At 31.2% G+C, this 20047-nt stretch carries 22 protein-coding genes; 20 read left to right on the forward strand and 2 right to left on the reverse strand.

Translation table 11 applies throughout. The features are described from left to right. The first annotated feature begins 227 nt into the window (after positions 1–227). Both SH09_RS05770 and SH09_RS05775 read left to right on the forward strand, forming a co-directional pair. On the forward strand, positions 228–3674 hold the full coding sequence (locus SH09_RS05770; protein ID WP_042738672.1) for a dynamin family protein: 3447 nt from the start codon (positions 228–230) through the stop codon (positions 3672–3674). Between the two features lie 14 nt (positions 3675–3688). Continuing rightward, positions 3689–4570 (forward strand): 5'-3' exonuclease, encoded by an 882-nt coding sequence (locus SH09_RS05775; protein ID WP_042738673.1) that lies wholly within the window; start codon positions 3689–3691, stop codon positions 4568–4570. An 85-nt stretch (positions 4571–4655) separates the two neighbouring features. Here SH09_RS05775 and SH09_RS05780 read toward each other — a convergent pair whose 3' ends face one another. Further along, positions 4656–5060: a ribonuclease HI family protein gene (locus SH09_RS05780; protein ID WP_042738674.1), complete on the reverse strand. Its 405-nt coding sequence runs from the start codon at positions 5058–5060 to the stop codon at positions 4656–4658. A gap of 159 nt (positions 5061–5219) precedes the next feature. Between SH09_RS05780 and SH09_RS05785 the strand changes: the two genes are divergently transcribed. After that, positions 5220–5774: an RBBP9/YdeN family alpha/beta hydrolase gene (locus SH09_RS05785; RefSeq protein ID WP_042738675.1), complete on the forward strand. Its 555-nt coding sequence runs from the start codon at positions 5220–5222 to the stop codon at positions 5772–5774. Between the two features lie 314 nt (positions 5775–6088). Here SH09_RS05785 and SH09_RS05790 read toward each other — a convergent pair whose 3' ends face one another. Further along, positions 6089–6793: a queuosine precursor transporter gene (locus tag SH09_RS05790; protein ID WP_042738676.1), complete on the reverse strand. Its 705-nt coding sequence runs from the start codon at positions 6791–6793 to the stop codon at positions 6089–6091. Between the two features lie 255 nt (positions 6794–7048). Between SH09_RS05790 and SH09_RS05795 the strand changes: the two genes are divergently transcribed. From SH09_RS05795 to SH09_RS05875, 17 genes are all read left to right on the forward strand, one after another. Further along, on the forward strand, positions 7049–7243 hold the full coding sequence (locus SH09_RS05795; RefSeq protein ID WP_042738677.1) for a zinc-finger domain-containing protein: 195 nt from the start codon (positions 7049–7051) through the stop codon (positions 7241–7243). A 13-nt stretch (positions 7244–7256) separates the two neighbouring features. Further along, a complete protein-coding gene (locus tag SH09_RS05800; RefSeq protein ID WP_042738678.1) occupies positions 7257–7514 on the forward strand; it encodes a NifU N-terminal domain-containing protein in 258 nt (85 codons plus the stop codon). Positions 7515–7529: 15 nt separating this feature from the next. After that, positions 7530–8651: a conserved virulence factor C family protein gene (locus SH09_RS05805; RefSeq protein WP_042738679.1), complete on the forward strand. Its 1122-nt coding sequence runs from the start codon at positions 7530–7532 to the stop codon at positions 8649–8651. A gap of 18 nt (positions 8652–8669) precedes the next feature. Beyond that, positions 8670–9104: a bacilliredoxin BrxA gene (gene brxA, locus SH09_RS05810; RefSeq protein ID WP_042738680.1), complete on the forward strand. Its 435-nt coding sequence runs from the start codon at positions 8670–8672 to the stop codon at positions 9102–9104. Positions 9105–9351: 247 nt separating this feature from the next. Beyond that, positions 9352–10308: a thymidylate synthase gene (locus SH09_RS05815; RefSeq protein ID WP_042738681.1), complete on the forward strand. Its 957-nt coding sequence runs from the start codon at positions 9352–9354 to the stop codon at positions 10306–10308. A 95-nt stretch (positions 10309–10403) separates the two neighbouring features. After that, positions 10404–10886 carry a dihydrofolate reductase gene (locus SH09_RS05820; protein WP_042738682.1) on the forward strand — a complete coding sequence of 161 codons (483 nt, stop codon included), beginning with the start codon at positions 10404–10406 and terminating at the stop codon, positions 10884–10886. Between the two features lie 13 nt (positions 10887–10899). Continuing rightward, on the forward strand, positions 10900–11739 hold the full coding sequence (locus SH09_RS05825; RefSeq protein ID WP_042738683.1) for a DegV family protein: 840 nt from the start codon (positions 10900–10902) through the stop codon (positions 11737–11739). A 120-nt stretch (positions 11740–11859) separates the two neighbouring features. Then, a complete protein-coding gene (gene msrA / locus SH09_RS05830) occupies positions 11860–12387 on the forward strand; it encodes a peptide-methionine (S)-S-oxide reductase MsrA (protein WP_042738684.1) in 528 nt (175 codons plus the stop codon). Further along, the gene (msrB, locus tag SH09_RS05835) at positions 12380–12808 is read left to right on the forward strand and encodes a peptide-methionine (R)-S-oxide reductase MsrB (RefSeq protein ID WP_042738685.1); all 429 of its coding nucleotides are present in this window, start codon (positions 12380–12382) and stop codon (positions 12806–12808) included. Before msrA ends, msrB begins: the two co-directional genes overlap by 8 nt. A gap of 14 nt (positions 12809–12822) precedes the next feature. Continuing rightward, the gene (locus SH09_RS05840; protein WP_042738686.1) at positions 12823–13323 is read left to right on the forward strand and encodes a PTS sugar transporter subunit IIA; all 501 of its coding nucleotides are present in this window, start codon (positions 12823–12825) and stop codon (positions 13321–13323) included. After that, positions 13323–13544, forward strand: a complete 222-nt coding sequence (locus SH09_RS05845; RefSeq protein WP_042738687.1) for a YozE family protein — start codon at positions 13323–13325, stop codon at positions 13542–13544. Before SH09_RS05840 ends, SH09_RS05845 begins: the two co-directional genes overlap by 1 nt. 161 nt (positions 13545–13705) lie before the next feature. Beyond that, on the forward strand, positions 13706–15163 hold the full coding sequence (locus SH09_RS05850) for a S41 family peptidase (protein ID WP_042738688.1): 1458 nt from the start codon (positions 13706–13708) through the stop codon (positions 15161–15163). An 18-nt stretch (positions 15164–15181) separates the two neighbouring features. After that, positions 15182–15691, forward strand: a complete 510-nt coding sequence (locus SH09_RS05855; protein ID WP_042738689.1) for a GNAT family N-acetyltransferase — start codon at positions 15182–15184, stop codon at positions 15689–15691. Positions 15692–15701: 10 nt separating this feature from the next. Continuing rightward, positions 15702–16772, forward strand: coding sequence for an undecaprenyldiphospho-muramoylpentapeptide beta-N-acetylglucosaminyltransferase (locus tag SH09_RS05860; protein ID WP_042738690.1), 1071 nt, complete (start codon positions 15702–15704; stop codon positions 16770–16772). A gap of 18 nt (positions 16773–16790) precedes the next feature. Continuing rightward, positions 16791–17405 (forward strand): phosphatase PAP2 family protein, encoded by a 615-nt coding sequence (locus SH09_RS05865; protein WP_042738691.1) that lies wholly within the window; start codon positions 16791–16793, stop codon positions 17403–17405. A 466-nt stretch (positions 17406–17871) separates the two neighbouring features. Beyond that, positions 17872–18534: a response regulator transcription factor gene (locus tag SH09_RS05870; RefSeq protein ID WP_042738692.1), complete on the forward strand. Its 663-nt coding sequence runs from the start codon at positions 17872–17874 to the stop codon at positions 18532–18534. After that, positions 18531–19886 carry a HAMP domain-containing sensor histidine kinase gene (locus SH09_RS05875; protein WP_042738693.1) on the forward strand — a complete coding sequence of 452 codons (1356 nt, stop codon included), beginning with the start codon at positions 18531–18533 and terminating at the stop codon, positions 19884–19886. Before SH09_RS05870 ends, SH09_RS05875 begins: the two co-directional genes overlap by 4 nt. Positions 19887–20047: the final 161 nt, after the last annotated feature.

Raw genomic sequence — 20047 nt, forward strand, 5'->3', positions numbered from 1 at the left:
GTAATCCAAATAATGTTATTTTATAAACCATCCGCTTCAAGGGTGGTTTTTTTATGATGCATTAGCACAATTTAATTCAGTAGCACCAATACACACTTAACAATGTAGAATTTAGAATACTTTCATCTTTGATTTTAGTCAGGTATTTTAATTAACTTACTTTTGACAATTGTTATTTTGTTATACAATAAGAATAATTACATATATGTAACAAAGGGGATAATATGATGTCTAACACTGAGCAACTAGATATTTTATATAAATTAAAAAAAGAAGTTGAAAAATCAAACAATGCACGACTCGTACATATCATTAATCAAGTAATTAAAAAAGTATACTTAGAACAATATACTGCTACTTTTGTTGGCCATTTCTCAGCAGGTAAGTCAACGTTAATTAATTTATTGTTTGAAGAAAATATATTACCGAGTTCACCTGTACCAACTACAAGTAATACCGCGATTGTTACTGTTACAGATGAAAATGGTATTATTGCCAATTTAAGTAATAAACAATATACGCAATTAGATAATTATGATGAAGTAAAGCAAATGAACCGTGAAAATTTCGATGTAGAATCTGTAGAGATAAAATATAATTCTCCTAAATTCAATAATGGATTTACCTTGCAAGATACACCAGGTGTTGATTCTAATGTCGCAACTCATCAATCAAGTACAGAAGAATTTATGTATACCAGCAATGTATTATTTTATACAGTAGACTATAATCACGTTCAATCCGCATTAAACTTCCAATTTATGAAACGACTAAACCAAGCCAATGTACCAGTTGTTTTTGTAATTAATCAAATTGATAAACATAACGAAGATGAAATATCATTTGATACCTTTAAATCTCGCGTAGAAAATTCCATTGCTGAATGGGAAATTAATTTGGATCGTATCTTCTATGTTTCAAAGTTCGAACACGAACACAATGAAATTGAAGCTTTATCAAGTTATCTTGTAGAAAAAGATAATCATAGAGAAACAATCAATGACTATGTGGAACGTATCGTCAAATTTATTACCGATGAGCAATTATCATATATACAATATGAAATAAATGATTTATTAGATAAATTGGATATTTATGAAGCGGATTTCGACCATGCTTATTTGAAATTTCAACAACATCGTGAGGTAAGCGAAGAAGCAAAGTTATTAAATAATCCCGATCGTTTATTTAATTATTTAGAACAAAAACGTAAAGATATATTAGAAAATGCTTATGTCATGACACACGACACACGTGAAACAATTCGACACTATTTAGAAAGTCGTACTAAGGATTTTAAAGTTGGAGGTATCTTCAACCGAAAAAATAAAACACTTGCCGAACAGAATGAAAGGCTCAATCTTGTGGTGCAACAACTACAAGAAAAAGTGAATCAAGAAATTCGTCAACCGCTTCGAAGCGATATGTCATTCTTAACTAGATTTATTAACTCTGCCGAAATTAATAATGATATTTTAAATCAACATTATGAAATCAAACCTGAACTGATTACTGATTTATATCAACAGCAAATTAGTATTAGCAATCAATATGTACTAACATTTTCAGATGATTTAATGAAAGCAATTAAAAAATATATAGTGAATGCTTCAAATCCATTATTTAAAAAGGCTATCCAACATTCTAAAGCGAATGATATAGGCATTGAAGAGGAAGATGATTATAACGATTACCAACGCTTTATGGACTTCAGAAATCTTAGAGAGTCATTGCAAACTGAAAATTATATGCACTATTACATCCATATCGACGATTCACTTGATAAACTGATCGATCGTACAGAAATAGATTATAGTCCTAAACATAACCAGGAAACGACTAAAACAACGTTAACACAACATCAAAATACTGAGATAGTCACAAATGATTATACTGAACAAATCCAAAAAGGGTTAAATTTAATTAATGATATTCCATTATTTGAACAAACTAAGAAAGATATTAATGAGACATTAAGACGCCTTGATAATAAAATAATAAAAATAGGTGTATTCGGAACGTTTAGTGCAGGTAAAAGTAGTTTGATTAACGCTTTACTTGGTGATCAATATTTAGTCAGTTCACCAAATCCAACTACTGCGGCAATGACTGAATTGTCATATGGTACTGAAAGTCAGATAACATTAAAGGAACCCGAACAGCTACTCAACGAATTAAATCAAGTGTTTGAAATAGAAAATAAATCTTTCGAGAGTATTACGGCATTTTTATCACAAAATATTTCAAAATTAACAGCTCATCTTGAAAAAAATAAATTAGCCTTTGTAAAAGCAGTTGAAAAACACTATACAATGTATCAAGATATGATTGATTCAGGCTTAGTTCACACGGTTGAACCTGAAGATATTAAAAAATGGAGTGCTGAAGATGAATATGCCACATTCGTTAATACTGTCCATCTTAAATTGCCTTTAGAATGGCTTAAAGATAAGATTATCGTCGATTCATTAGGTTTACATTCTAATAATCAACGACACACGAATGAAACTGAAAAAATACTTACATCATCTGATTTAATATTATATGTCAGCTATTTCAACCATTCCTTTACTGATAATGACAAACGTTTCATTGAACATATGAAAGACATGAATCAATTAAATGAAAACCAAGCATTTAAAATGATTATTAACGCAACTGATTTAGCAGAATCTGAAGAAGATTTGAATGCTGTAATTGAATATGTTGGCGATGCATTAGAACAAGTGAATATGAAATCGGATATATTTGCCGTTTCAAGCCGCGCAGCACTAAAATCAGGAGATACAGGAATTGATAAATTACGTGATAGCATTGTCCATTTTGCTCAGGTAGAATCAAAAGGCATATTACAAAAGCAAATGCTTGGTCAACTTGAACATATTTCAAACGCCTTCGACGATATGATTGAAGAATCCAAACATAATCAATCACAAATCGCTCAACGTAAAAAGAAATTAACTCAATATGATCAAACTCAAATCATTTCACAATCTTTACTACAACCAGCAGAACAACGAACTGCTAATGAGGTAGAGGACCAAATTTATCACTTGAGTGAACGTTTAAAAATTCAATTGCTTGATGAAGTCAAATCAGTTTATAATGGTCAAATGACTAAAAACAGTGATTTTTCAGCAGAAAAACGTATTTCAACAAAAACCTATTTAGATCAGATACATCAACGTTTATATTTAGAACAATCATTGCTAGTCGAAAGAATCAAAAAGTATTTTGTAGAACAATTATTAATGGAAATCGCACCATTAAAGCAGAAACTTGAACAAATCCACGTGTTTTTTGAACCAGACTTTAAAGATATTGATGAATCATTAAACGAACCATTACTTAAAATTGATTTAGATTCATTAGTTAAGGCATTACCAAAGTCACTGACGAAAAAGAATATTCTACAGCCGAAAACACAAAGCGAAATTCAAGAACAGATCAATACTACTACTATGGAATTCCTAAGTTCTGGTATTGCTGATTTAAGAAAAGCATTAAACGACATCGTTAGTTCACTACAATCACAAGTTGATCAACATTGTTATGCGATAGAAGCAGATTTACATCAGCAAATTAAATCGTTACTTGCTTTCGATTTAGATAATCAATTAATTCAGCAACTTGAAGAGACAAATAAAACATTACGAGAAATATTGAAAGTATAGAAAGGATTTATTTAATGACAAACAAAATATTACTCATTGATGGAATGGCGCTTTTATTCCGTCACTTTTATGCGACAAGTTTACACAATCAATTTATGCGTACTTCAACAGGTATGCCTACAAATGGTGTTCAAGGTTTTGTTAGACACGTGTTTACAGCGATTAACGAAATTGATCCATCTCATGTAGCAGTGTGTTGGGATATGGGGAAGGCAACGTTTCGAAATGAAATGTACGATGGATATAAACAAAATAGACCTGCGCCACCTGAAGAACTTATTCCACAATTTGATTTTGTTAAAGAAGTTTCAAACCAATTTGGTTTTGTAAATATAGGTGTCCAAAATTATGAAGCCGACGATGTAATCGGTACATTAGCACAAGCATATTCTGACGAACATCAAATTTATGTAATTACAGGCGATAGAGATATTTTACAGTGTATTAATCCTAACGTTGAAATATGGTTAACTAAAAAGGGCTTTAATATATATAATCGATACACACTAGATCGCTTCCAATCAGAATATGGTTTAGATCCAAAGCAATTGATCGATGTTAAAGCCTTTATGGGTGATACAGCAGATGGTTATCCTGGAGTTAAAGGTATCGGAGAAAAGACTGCCATTAAACTCATACAAAATCATGGTTCAGTAGAGTCCGTTATCCATGCATTAGATGAACTGACTCCTGGCCAACGTAAAAAAATAGAAACTGATATGGATAATTTAAAACTTTCAAAATCCCTTGCAGAAATTCATACTCAGGTACCTTTAAATGCTTCAAGCTTATTAAATGATATGAAATTTGCAACAGATATCACTAAAATTTTAAACATTTGTAATGAACACGAATTGTTCGTTTCAAGAAAATATTTAACAACTCACTTTAATTAACAATAAAATTAAAACACGTATCGTTCAGGTTTTTAATATTTACGATACGTGTTTTATTATGTTTATCAATATTGTAAATTAATGATTACTTCTTATTACCTTTAGTAAGTTTATACAAGGCATTTTGCGCATGATGGTTTGCTTCCTTATTTTGCACTCTTGGTATCCATTTGACAAATAATAAATCAAATTCATGTTCCATTTTAAGCACTTGTTTCAAATAAGGTTTAAATTTTTCATTTTTTACTTGTCCCTTATTTAAAGTATCTTCTATTAATTTAGAATCTGTATAAACCAAAGCAGTCTTTATATCTATTGCTTGCGCTTGTTCTAATGCAAATACTAATCCTGCCCATTCTGCAGTATGGTTATCCATTAACCCTAAATCAATGGTATAGTGATATCTTTGTTCTTCAGTAATGATGACCACAGCGCCTACACTTTGCCCTGGATTACCGGCTGTAGCTGCATCGAAAAATATTTTTGCCATAACTTCACCTACAAATTATATTTATTCTATCTTACCAAACGCTATGTTGTTATACTATATTTTTGAAACAAATTACTTGTTAATATACAACATGTTTCGTATTATAAATTACAAATAATAAACTTTACTAAAACACTCGGGATTAAGGAGAGGTTGTTTATGAAACAACTATATATAATTCACGGTTACCAAGCAAGCACAAATAGTCATTGGTTCCAATGGTTAGCAGACAAAATGGCAAAGTATGGCTATAAGACACAAATCGTCTATTTACCTAATAGTAAAAATCCAGATTTTAAACAATGGGAACAAGCATTAAAAGATAATTTAGGTAATAAACTTAATAGTCAAACTATAATTGTTGCTCATAGTCTAGGTGTTATTACTACCTTGAATTATTTATCAAAGCTAAATCAAATGCCAAAAATAAAAGGATTATTTTTAGTTTCAGGATTTATACAGACATTAAATAATATTCCAGAACTTGATAACTATATTCAACAATGTAAAGTGACGCCTGAAAATATACAAGTAAGCCATATTTATTCTATAGCTGCAAATCAAGATCCAGTTGTAAATATAAAATCATCTGAACAATTATCAAATGCATTCAACATAGATACTTATACAATTCAACATAACGGACACTTTTTAGGAAATGAAGGTTACGAAACATTTAGTGAATTATATGATTTGATATCTAAAACGCTGTGAAATGTCTAAATACTAATAAAGTGGTTAGGTTATATTAGAACTTCTTTATAAATGACTATGGAGCTTCAATTGATAAGTGACTAGTTGGTATAGAAAGGTCTGCTCACAGAATAAACTTAAGCATGTATATTATATTTTCGAAATCTTGGGCGGATTTTTACGGGATTATCACTTACTGAAGTCTACATGTTGATGTGGGGACCTTGGAAACCATGCCCAAATCATTTGAAAATTTTTACAAATAAAAAAGTGAACCTAAAGTCATTTTAGGCTCACTCAAAAATATACATTTCATTTATTAATTCAAAACATATTTAATATCCTTCATCTAATTTTTGTATCTTACCTTTACGATACATAGATTTCGCCCAGTATCCAAAAGGAACATTAAAGATTGTTGAAATTACCTTTAATAAATACGTTGTAATAAAGATTTCAAAGACAGCACCATTCGGCATTGAACCGATAAATGCAATCGTTACAAATAATGCAGTATCAATAATATTACTAATAATTGTACTACCATATGCCCTTACAATAAACGTTTTATCCGAACTAAAAACTTTTTTAATCATTGAAAAAATAAATACATCTAAATGTTGACCAATAATATAAGCAATGACTGATCCAAGTGCAATACGTGGCACGACATTAAAGATTGTAGCTAGTGCATGTTGAGACGTATCAATAGTAGACGGAATAAAATGAAGCGACATTTGCATCACAATAATCATCACTAAAGTAGAACTAAACCCAATCCATACAGCACGTTTTGCTACTTTCCGACCATAAATATCATTTAAAATATCCGTGGCCAAATAAATAGAAGCAAACATTACATTACCTAAAGTTGCTGAAATTGAAAATAAGTCAACTGTTTTAAGCACTTGAATATTAGCAATAATTGTACCAATTGCAATCCATGCAATTAAGCCTTGTTTGCCAAACATTCTATACATAATCACTAATAATAAAAACGTTACAACAAAGGTGAAAACACCAAATAATTCATTAAACAATTTAAAATCCTCCTAAATTTTGATGATGCGGGTGTTTAGAAACCGCTATTAAACAACTGATTTATTTTACCAAAATATTATAAAATTGCAACCCCCTGAAAATAATAAAAATATCTAATTTTTTCAACTTTAGCCAATACAGTTTTTATATTAAACAATTGTAGTTACAAATGATATAATACGAACAAGTGACCTATACTTAATAAAGATAATTACACATAACATATATCTTTGTTAATTTTCAAAAATAGGAGCGTGACAAATATTTTAACTTATTCAGAAAAAGAAGCGATTGATGCAATCGATTACCTCATGAACACTTATTGTAATCAATGCTTATTAAAGAGTCATAAGAGAAAAACAGAAGGTAAAACACAAGCACATCATTTTTGTATAAATGAATGTTCGATAGGCAAACAAATTAAACAATTAGGAAACGAATTACAATAAGGAGGCAGTTATATTGGATATCAAAGGAATAGAACAAACACCAAGCCCTAATACAATTAAGGTTGTTTTAAATGAAGCTAGAGAAGGTAATCAATCAAATACTTATAATGCTGTGAAAGAAGATCAACCAGCATTTATTAACGCACTGTTAGCAATTGAAGAGGTTACTTCAATTTTTTATGTCATGGATTTCTTAGCTATTAATAAAAGTGACGTATCTGACTGGGATACGATTATTCCTAAAATCACAGAAACTTTAGAAGAAGCGTAAAAAGGAGGTACCTTTATGGAAATAGTTCGCGTAGAACCTACACCAAGTCCTAATACCATGAAAATTGTGTTAAATGAAAAAAGGCAAGATAATAAATCTAATACGTATACTTCTATACAGGATGGACAACCTCATTTCATCAATGACATTTTAGCAATTGAAGGTGTCAAATCTATCTTCCATGTAATGGACTTTTTAGCTGTAGACAAGAAGCCAAAATTTGATTGGGAAGAAGTGTTACCTCAAGTTACAGCAACACTGAAAGAAGATGAAGCAGCAACTGCAAACGAAGCTGTTCCTGACGAACATTTCGGTGAAGTGAAAACAGAAGTATTAAAATTTAAAGGCATACCATATCAAATTAAGTTGACGACCAATACAGAAGAAAAAAGAAAGCAACTACCTGAAATCTTTGTTGACAGTATGTTAGCTGCTCAAAAAGATGAAGATAACATTGTCTTTTTAAGAAAATGGGAAGACTTAGGTGTCAGATATGGCGAATTAGATGAGGTTATGGCAGAGGTTTTTGAAGAAATTACTGCAGTTTACCCAGAATCGACCTTAAAACAACTAGTCGAGGAAGCACTAGCAACAGATGTGGTTATACCAGAAAAGTCATATCAGCATGTGACATTAGAAACTTATCAATCTGCAAAAGATTGGAAAGATAAGTTAAGAATGTTAAAATCATTTCCTACACCAACGAAAACAGATTTCCCATTATTAGGGGAAGCATTAAATGAGACTAAAATTCCATTGCGTCGTGAAGCAGTAGTACTTCTTGGTATGATTGAGGATGAAGCAGTATTACCTTATTTATATAAAGGATTAAATGATAAGAGTCCAGCTGTAAGGCGTACTGCGGGTGATTGCCTTAGTGATTTAGGATTTAAAAAGGCCTTGCCAGAAATGGAAAATGCACTTGATGATCCTCAAAAAATTGTCCGTTGGCGTGCTGCAATGTTTATATTTGACGAAGGAAATCAGGAGCAATTACCTGCTTTGAAGGCACATGCAAATGATCCAGCTTATGAGGTTAAATTACAAATAGAAATGGCAATATCTCGTATTGAAAATGGAGACGAAGCACTGGGTTCAGTGTGGAAACAAATCGCTAATCGAAATAAAAACAGTTAATTATAGGAGTTGTTATACATGAATGCATACGAAGCATATATGAATGAGCTAGCTACGCAAATGCGTACAGAATTGACGGGTAGAGATTTCAAAAGTTTAGAAAGTGCAGAAGCCGTTAAAGACTTTATGGGTAAAGTTAAAGAAGATGAAACAACATTTGTTGTTATTAATTCAACATGTGGCTGTGCTGCAGGTTTAGCTAGACCAGCAGCGGTAACTGTAGCTGAACAAAATGATAAAAAACCTACGCATAAAGTTACAGTATTTGCTGGACAAGATAAAGAGGCTACTGCCGAAATGAGAGATTATATTCAACAAGTACCTTCTAGTCCATCTTATGCATTATTTAAAGGGACAGAATTGAAGCATTTTATACCACGTGAACATATAGAAGGTAGAGATATCCAAGATATCTGTATGGATATTAAGGATGCTTTTGACGATTATTGTTAATTGTCGATCACATTATATTTTCTAGATTTATATTTTTAAAATAGACTAATTCGAACCAGTGCTTACAATTCAAATTTTCTATAATATGGATTGTGAACACTGGTTTTTAATATGTTAAGTCATAGTTCAAACCGTTTAGCAGTCAGTGTAAAATATATCAATTATTTTCTACACACGGCTTTAAAATATAATCATTTTCCAATATGATAAAGTTAACTAATATTAAAAGGAGAAGGAGTGCATTATTATGCAAAATACCTTTGATCAATCTTATCACGAATTATGCGAAGCGATATTAGAGATAGGTAAAGAAAAAGAAGACCGCACAAACACAGGAACAATTTCAAAATTTGGCCATCAGCTACGTTTTGATTTAACACAAGGGTTTCCACTATTAACTACAAAAAAAGTGTCGTTTAAATTAATTGCAACTGAACTGTTATGGTTTATTAAAGGCGATACAAATATTAAATACTTGTTACAATACAATAATAATATTTGGAATGAATGGGCTTTTGAAAATTATATCCAATCAAGTGATTACAATGGTCCGGATATGACTGATTTTGGTCATAGATCACAAACTGATTCAGAATTTAACGAACTTTATAAGGCTGAAATGCAAAAATTTAAGCAAGCCATTTTGACAGACGACGTATTTGCAGAAAAATATGGAAATCTTGGAAATGTATACGGAAAACAGTGGCGTGATTGGATAGATAAAGATGGTAATCATTTTGATCAATTAAAAACAGTGATTGATCAAATTAAACATAATCCTAACTCTAGAAGACACATTGTTTCAGCATGGAATCCAACAGAAATTGATACTATGGCTTTACCACCATGTCATACAATGTTTCAATTCTATGTACAAGACGGTAAATTAAGTTGTCAACTCTATCAACGAAGCGCAGATATATTCCTTGGTGTTCCATTTAACATAGCAAGCTATAGTTTATTAACACATTTAATTGCTAAAGAGTGTAATTTAGAAGTTGGAGAATTTATTCATACATTTGGTGATGCTCATATTTATTCAAATCATATCGACGCAATTGAGACACAGTTAGCTAGAGACAGCTATGCTCCACCACAATTAAAAATTAATAGCAATGCCTCTATTTTTGATATTGAATACGAAGACTTAGAAATTATAGATTATGAGTCTCATCCAGCAATTAAAGCACCAATTGCAGTATAAAACCGCTTTTTATTTAATAAATTGCACACTTTACTATATAATAATTGAGAGTTCATACAATTTTGAAAAATAGCTCACACAAAGGGAGGACCATCATGACACTTTCAATATTAGTGGCACATGATCAACAGAGGGTAATTGGCATTGACAATAAACTTCCTTGGCATTTGCCAAATGATTTAAAACACGTAAAATCTTTAACGACTCATAACACTTTAGTTATGGGTAGAGCAACGTTCGACTCGATTGGAAAGCCATTACCAAATAGACGTAACGTGGTATTAACTAGGAATAAAGCTTTCCATCATGAAGGTGTCGATGTGATACATTCTATTGATGAAATATTCGAATTACCAGGTCATGTATTTATCTTTGGTGGCCAAACATTATTTGAAGCATTAATTGATCAAGTTGACGATATGTATATCACAGTGATTGAAGATAAATTTAATGGCGATACCTTTTTCCCACCTTATACATTTAAAGAATGGGAAGTAGAATCAGCAGTAACAGGTGAATTAGATGAAAAGAACACTATTCCTCATACATTTTTACATTTAATTCGTAAGCAACATTAACAGGAGGAAATATATGAGTAAAAAGAAAATAGTGACGGACTCAACATCGGATCTTTCTCAAAAATATTTAACTGATAACGATATTAATGTTATTCCATTAAATCTAACGATAGATGGTGAATCATTTGCTGACCAAATTGATATTTCATCAGAAGCATTTATCGAAAAAATTGAAAATGATGCAGATGTTAAAACAAGTCAACCTGCAATTGGCAAATTTATCGATTTATATGATGAATTAGGTGCAGATGGTTCAGAAATCATTAGTATTCATATGACTTCTGGATTAAGTGGTACGTATCAAACTGCTTTGCAAGCAAGTCAAATGACTAAAAGTAATGTCACAGTTATCGATTCAAAATCCATATCCTATGGTTTAGGCTATCAAGTGCAACATGTAGTCAAATGGAATAATGAGGGACTTTCAACTACAGACATCGTTAACCAAATTAATGAATTACAAAAAGATATCAAGCTCTACGTTGTTATCGGTCAATTAAACCAATTAATTAAAGGTGGTCGCATCAGTAAGACAAAAGGTTTAATCGGTAATATGATGAAAATTAAACCCATAGGCACATTAGTTGATGGTAAAATAGAACTTATCCATAATTCACGTACACAAAATGCAAGCATTCAGTATTTGAAAAAGGAAATCACACAATTTATTGGAGATAAAAAAATTAAATCCATTGGAATTGCACATGCAAATATAATTGAATTCGTTGATAAAATCAAAAAACATTTCACTGAAGAATTTAATTTCACTCAATATGATACTAATGTTACAACGCCTGTGATTTCAACGCATACAGGACAAGGTGCAATCGGACTTGTCGTGCTTAGATCCTAAAAGCGAACTGTCGTAAATATTACAATTAAATCTTGTCTTAAATTAATATTCAATCAATTTTATAGCAAATTCCTTAAAATAGTGGTAATTTTATGACAAAATAGTATTAGGAGGGGTTTCATGGCTTATGCGACATTAGCAGGCGGTTGTTTTTGGTGTTTAGTAAAACCCTTCACCACATATCCAGGTATTGAAACAGTAGTTTCAGGGTATAGTGGTGGACATGTGGATCATCCTACTTACGAAAGTGTAAGTACAAATCAAACTGGACATGTAGAAACAGTTCAAATTACTTATGATCCAGAAGTAACTACATTCGAGAATATTCTTGATGTATATTTCAAAACATTTGATCCAACTGATAATGGCGGACAATTCTTTGACCGTGGCGAACATTATCAACCAGTCATCTTTTATCACGATGAACACCAAAAGCAAGCAGCAGAAGCAAAAATACAAGAATTGAACGAACAAGCAATCTTTGATAAACCAGTAATAACACCCATTAAACCGTATAAAAATTTCTATCCTGCCGAATCTTATCATCAAGATTATTATAAAAAGAACCCGCTACATTATGAGCAATATCAACGTGGTTCAGGAAGAAAAGCTTTTATAGAAAAACATTGGGGGAAACAAAATGATTAAAAAGTCAAAAAATGATTTAACTGAAATGGAATATCTTGTAACACAAGAAAATGGAACTGAACCACCTTTTCAAAATGAATATTGGAATCATTTTGAAAAAGGTATTTATGTTGATAAAATTTCAGGTAAGCCATTATTTACATCTGAAGAAAAATTTGAATCAGATTGTGGTTGGCCTAGTTTTTCTAAAGCATTGGATGACGATGAAATCATTGAATTAGTCGATAAATCCTTTGGCATGGTTCGAACTGAAGTGCGTTCAGAAGATGCAAATAGTCACCTTGGACATGTATTTAATGACGGTCCAACTGAAAGTGGTGGATTACGTTACTGCATTAATTCAGCAGCAGTACAATTTATTCCATTCGATAAATTAGAAGAATTAGGTTATGGAGATTTAATACCACATTTTGAAAAATAAGGAGCGAACAAGTTATGTTTAAAAAGTTATTTGGTAAAAACAAAGAAGTAAATAAAGATAGTGAAATTTTTGCACCACTTACTGGAGAATATGTAAAAATAGAAGACATTCCAGACCCTGTCTTCGCACAAAAAATGATGGGTGAAGGCTTTGGAATTAACCCAACTGAAGGTGAAGTTGTATCACCAATTGAGGGTAAAATTGATAACGTCTTCCCAACTAAACATGCTATCGGATTAAAAGCAGACAATGGTCTAGAATTATTAGTTCATATTGGTTTAGATACCGTACAATTAGACGGAGAAGGATTTGAAATTTTAGTTGAAAGTGGCGACACTGTAAATGTTGGTGACCCAATTCTTCGCTTCGACTTAAATTATATTAAAGAAAATGCAAAATCTGTTATTTCACCTATTATTATCACTAACTCTGATAATACTACATCTGTTTCAATTGCTGATGTGGCATCAGTTACTAAAGGTGAAACTAAAATTATTGATGTGACAATGAATTAATGAAAGACCATTCATTTTATCAATTTGTATTAACCGTACGTGGTCGTAATGATGAGAAAGGTAGATTAGCTGAAGAAATTTTTGATGATTTATCCTTTCCAAAGCACGAAAAAGACTTCCATTCTTTATCAGATTATATAGAAACACAAAGTACGTTCACTATTTCTATGTCTGTGTTTGATGATTTATATGAAGAATATACGGAATGGTTAAAATTTTAAATCACTTAATATTTGTCGATATATATATATATAAGTATATTAAAATATTAATGTGTCATATAAGATGCTGGGATTAATCGAATATGGTTCAATCCCAGCTATTTTTATTTTCATAAAAAATCTAATTGATAAATTGTACATAAGTATTAGGAAGTGATGAAATGTCGGATAATAAAGAAATTCAAGAGCAAGATCAACCAGTAGAACAACAACAAAAACGCGTAAGTTTCAAAAAAAGTAACCTGATTTTATTATTACTGACAACAATTATTTTGACGGTATTAATTACAGTATTTGCTACGATTGCAATTAGCCATTGGACGAGCGGACTAAATGGGCAACAACGTGCTGAAATGAAAAAAGTTCAACAAGTATATAAAATTTTAAATGACGAATATTATAAGAAAACAAATTCTGAAAAATTATCCGAAGCTGCAATAGATGGCATGGTTAAAGACCTAGACGACCCATATTCTGAATATATGACTAAAAAGGAAACAACATCATTTAATGAAGATGTTTCAGGTGATTTTGTCGGAATAGGTGCTGAAATGCAGAAGAAAAATAATAAAATTGAAATTACCAGTCCTATGAAAAGTTCTCCAGCTGAAAAAGCTGGTATTCGACCAAAAGATGTTGTGACAAAAGTTAATGGCAAGTCAGTAAAAGGCAAGCCTTTAGAAAGTATTGTAAAACAAGTAAGAGGAAAACAGGGAACAAAGGTCACTTTAACTATTGAAAGGGCCAATCAAGAACATGAAATTACGATAAAGAGAGATAAAATCCACGTTAAAAGTGTAGAATATAAAAAGCATAAAAACATCGGTGTGTTTACGATTAATAAATTCCAAAATAGTACATCTGGCGAACTCAAGTCGGCAATCATAAAAGCGCATAAAGATGGTGTGAGAAATATTGTGATTGATTTAAGAAATAATCCAGGTGGTTTATTAGACGAAGCTGTTAAAATGGCCAATATCTTTATTGATAAAGGGGATACTGTGGTCCAATTACAAAAAGGAAATCATAAAGAAAAAGTAACAGCACCTAATGATTCATTAAAAGAAGCTAAAGATATGCATGTCTCTATATTGGTAAATAAAGGTTCTGCAAGTGCTTCTGAAGTGTTTACTGGTGCTATGAAAGACTATAATAAGGCAAAGGTTTATGGTACAAAAACATTTGGTAAAGGTATTGTACAAACAACACACGAATTTAGTGATGGTTCATTATTAAAATTTACTAATATGAAATGGTTAACGCCTAAAGCGCACTACATTCATGGTAAAGGTATTAAACCCGATGTAAAAATTTCTGAACCAGCCTACCAATCTTTAAATGTAATTCCTAATAAAAAGGTTTATAAACTAAATGATACGGATAAAAATGTTAAGACCATGAAAATTGGTTTAACAGCATTAAGCTTTAAAGTTGATAATGAATCCGAAAAATTTGATAGTTCTTTAGCAACTGCAATTAAAGCATTCCAAAGTAAGAATGATTTAACTGTCACTGGAGAATTTGATAAAAAAACAAATGAAAAATTCACTCAAGAACTAGTTAATAAAGCTAATGGTGAAGATACTGTATTACAGAATTTATTGCAAAAATTAAATTAAATGTAAGAGGTGTTTTTAATGATTAGAGTTGCAACACTAAGAGACTTAAACAGTATTTTAACAATTGTTGAAGAAGCTAAAGCTGTTATGCAGCAAGATAACAATAATCAGTGGGATGAACACTATCCAGTCGAAAGTCATTTTGAAGAAGATATCAATAAAGAAACCTTATATGTATTAGAAGAAAATGATGAAATTTATGCATTTATTGTGGTCGACCAAAGTCAATCTGAGTGGTATGATAATTTAAAATGGCCTGTTAATAGAGAAGGTGCGTATGTTATCCATAGACTTGCAGCATCAGCAGAATATAAAGGTGCTGCAACTAAATTATTTGATTTTGCAGTCAACCTAGCTTTAGATCATGATATTCATGTCATGATTACCGATACCTTTGCACTTAATAAACGTGCACAAGGATTATTCGAAAAGTTCGGTTTCAATAAAGTTGGTGAAGCAAAAATTGATTACCATCCGTATAACAAAGGCGAACCATTTTATGCATATTATAAAAATTTAGAAGAATAGAGGTTTTATTATGTCGAAAATCGCTTTTACAGGAGGCGGCACAGTTGGGCATGTATCAGTAAATTTAAGCTTGATTCCAACTGCAATAGAAGAAGGCCATGAAGCATTTTATATTGGCTCTAAAACTGGTATTGAACGAGAAATGATCGAATCTCAATTACCTGAAGTACAATATCATGCGATTTCTAGTGGTAAATTACGTAGATATATATCTTGGGAGAATATTAAAGATGTGTTTAAAGTACTCAAGGGTATCATCGATGCACGTAAAGTGTTAAAGAAAGAACAACCTGATTTACTTTTTTCAAAAGGTGGATTTGTATCAGTACCAGTTGTCATTGCAGCTAAAAGCTTAAAAATTCCAACAATTATTCATGAATCTGATTTAACACCTGGCTTAGCCAACAAAATTTCGTTAAAATTTGCCAAAAAAATCTATACTACCTTTGAGGATACACTTCAGTACTTACCTCAAGACAAGGCAGATTTTGTTGGAGCTACTGTACGCGAAGACCTAAAATCTGGAGACAAAAAACGAGGTTATCAATTAACCCACTTTAATGAAAATAAAAAGGTCTTACTTGTAATGGGTGGTAGCTTAGGCAGTAAGAAATTAAATGAAATCATACGTCAAAATTTATCTGCTCTGCAAGAAACATATCAAATCATCCATTTGACTGGTAAAGGATTGCTAGATTCTTCATATAACGATAAAGATGGTTATGTACAATTTGAGTTCGTTAAAGATGATTTAACAGACTTACTGGCGATTACTGATACTGTAATCAGTCGAGCGGGTTCAAATGCAATTTATGAATTTTTAACGTTAAAAATTCCTATGTTACTCATTCCACTTGGTTTAGATCAATCGCGTGGAGATCAAATTGATAATGCAAAGAATTTTGAATCTAAGGGCTTTGGTAGAACAATTCCAGAAGATACATTAACTGAAGAAGACTTAATTAAACAACTGCAAGAAATTGAAGCAGATAGAACAACTATCATTGAGCAAATGAGCGTTTATAAAGAGAGCTTCACACGTTATGATTTATTCCACAAAATTTTACAAGATGCAAAATAAGAACTGGAGGTGTGTGCAATGAGTCGTTGGAAAAGAATATCCTTACTAATTATATTCACATTGATCTTTGGCATCATTGCATTCTTTCATGAATCCAGATTAGGCAAGTGGATTGATAATGAAGTTTATGAATTTATATATTCATCTGAAAGCTTTATTAGTACATCAATCTTCTTAGGATTTACCAAAGTTGGAGAAGTTTGGGCAATGGTCACATTATCCTTATTACTCGTGGCATATTTAATGCTAAAACGATTAAATATCGAAGCGCTATTCTTTGCAATTGCAATGAGTTTATCAAGTACTTTAAATCCATTGCTCAAAAATATATTCGATAGAGAGAGACCAACGCTATTAAGATTGATTGATATCTCAGGATTTAGCTTTCCAAGTGGTCATGCAATGGGAGCAACAGCATTTTTTGGAAGCTCGATTTATATTGTTAACAGAGTATTAAAAGGTAATTCCAAGGCATTTATGATAGGATTATGTGCTTTATTTATAATTATGATCTCATCGTCTCGTGTATATCTCGGTGTACATTATCCGACTGATATTATAGCTGGAATTATCGGTGGTGCATTTTGTGTAGTATTATCAACATTAATCCTAAGACATAAACTACAAATATAATAAGTTATAATTTTAAAAAGCAGTTAGATGAAAAAATCATCTAACTGCCTTTTTTGTGTCAAAATTTATTATAAAAGCCGATTTTACAAAGTAAAACCGGCTTTTATATTTCACGTCGTCTCGCAACGTTAGTCTTTTACGGGCATATAAAAGGGGATATTTATGAAAATGATTAATCCAACTAAGAACAAATATGTGTGGGGGGAATGTCTTATGTTTGGAATTGATAATCATTTTCAATTACATTATACAACACTGAGAATAATTGTCAATTAGAAATCGTAATTTTTTTAAATTCATTTAAAAACGCTTTCTGTAACACTAATTCAGTGATAAAAATGATTATAAATGATATTCATTCTCAATACAAATAATAAAGATTAAAATAACAAATTATCAACAATTTAAGATAATAACTTTCTACATGAATTATTTTCCTTTAATATATAGGTGAGGTGCGGAACTAATGACAAAAATTTTAATTGTAGAAGATGAACAAAATCTTGCTCGATTTATAGAACTTGAACTGGAGCATGAAAATTATACTGTAGATATTGAAAACGATGGAAAATTAGGTCTAGAAAAGGGATTAACAAACAATTATGACTTAATTCTATTAGATTTAATGTTACCTAATATCAACGGACTTGAAATATGTCGCCAAATCAGACAAAGCCAAACAACACCTATTATAATTATCACTGCAAAGAGTGATACATATGATAAAGTGGCAGGCCTCGATTATGGCGCTGATGATTATATCGTAAAGCCATTTGATATAGAGGAACTACTAGCAAGAATTAGAGCCATGTTGCGAAGACAACCTAAGAAAAACATCATTGACATAAAAGGGCTTATTATAGATAAAGATGCCTTTAAAGTTACTGTTGATGGTATGCCTTTAGACTTAACAAAAACTGAATATGATTTACTTTATTTGCTCGCTGAAAATAAGAACCATGTAATGCAACGCGAACAAATAATAACAGATGTGTGGGGATATGATAGTGAAGTCGAAACGAATGTAGTTGACGTTTATATTAGATATCTTAGAAATAAATTAAAACCATTTGGCAAAGATAAATATATTGAGACAGTACGTGGTGTCGGGTATGTGATAAGGCAATGAAACAACGTAAATTACGCACAAAGTGGATGATTATTACAACGACTATCACTTTTCTAACTATATTCTTTTTCAGCATCATAATCATATTTTTCTTAAGCAGTTCATTAAGACATAACGAACTTGATGAGGCAGAAAGAAGTTCTGAAGATATTCAAAAGCTATTTGATACTAAAAAGTTATCCGAAATCACACCATTAGATTTAAATGCAGCGCTAGGGAATTTTCAAAAAGTAATGTTATTTAACGAAGATGGCAAGAAAATAATAGAAACTTCTAACAGTCATTCCATCGATATTTCACCGAGATTGCAAAAAACGGATATTAATCATGTTATCGTAAAAAATGAACATAACAACGATTATCTTGTTATCACACGTCATATTGATATGCCAAATTTTAAAGGCTATAGTGTCGTCGTACACTCATTGGAAGACTATAATGCACTCGTAAGTTCACTGTACTTTTTAGCACTCATCTTTGGAGTGATTGCAACCTTTATCACTGCAATTATTAGTTACTTCTTTTCATCACAAATAACGAAACCACTCATATTAATGTCGAATAAGATGCAACAAATTCGACGAGACGGCTTCCAAGAGAAAGTAGAACTCACAACGAACTATGAAGAAACAGATAATTTAATAGTCACTTTTAATGCAATGATGTACCAATTAGAAGAATCATTTAATCAACAGCGTCAATTTGTAGAAGATGCTTCACACGAATTACGAACTCCTTTACAAATTATTCAAGGCCATTTGAATTTGATACAACGCTGGGGTAAGAAAGATGCAGCAATCTTAGAAGAATCACTTGATATTTCTTTAGAAGAAATGAACCGTATCACTAAATTAGTAGAAGAATTGTTATTACTTACTAAAGATAATACGAATACTAAATTCAAAGAATTAGAAAACGTGGAAATTAATCATGAAATATCATCCCGTATTAAATCATTAGAACAATTACACCAAGACTATACCTTTGAATTTGAACCATATGCGAAACCGATAAATATTAAAATTGATCGTTATCAATTGGAACAAGTATTAATTATATTTATCGATAACGCTATGAAATATGATCAAATTAATAAATATATTCATATTCAAACCAACCTTAAGAACAAACAAATTTCAATAGAAATTACTGACCATGGTGTCGGTATACCTAAGGAAGATATAGAATTTATATTTGATCGCTTTTATAGAGTAGATAAATCTCGTTCACGAAAATTAGGCGGTAATGGATTAGGATTATCCATTGCAAAAAAAATCATCGAACTAAATAATGGAACAATACAAGTTGAAAGTGAACTAGGGAAATATACCACTTTTAGAATAGTATTTTAACGTTTAGACAGACTACAACTATTAAATGTTCAAATTTTATATGTTACACTATTAAATATAAAATACAAAAAGCAGAACCATTTTAAATGAGGTTCTGCTTTTTTCATAGAACTAGGTTATTGGCACTTTAATTTGAATAAATTTAATGCTATTATTGTTGT

Origin of the sequence: Staphylococcus gallinarum (assembly GCF_000875895.1) — a bacterium.
Taxonomy (GTDB): Bacteria; Bacillota; Bacilli; order Staphylococcales; family Staphylococcaceae; genus Staphylococcus; species Staphylococcus gallinarum.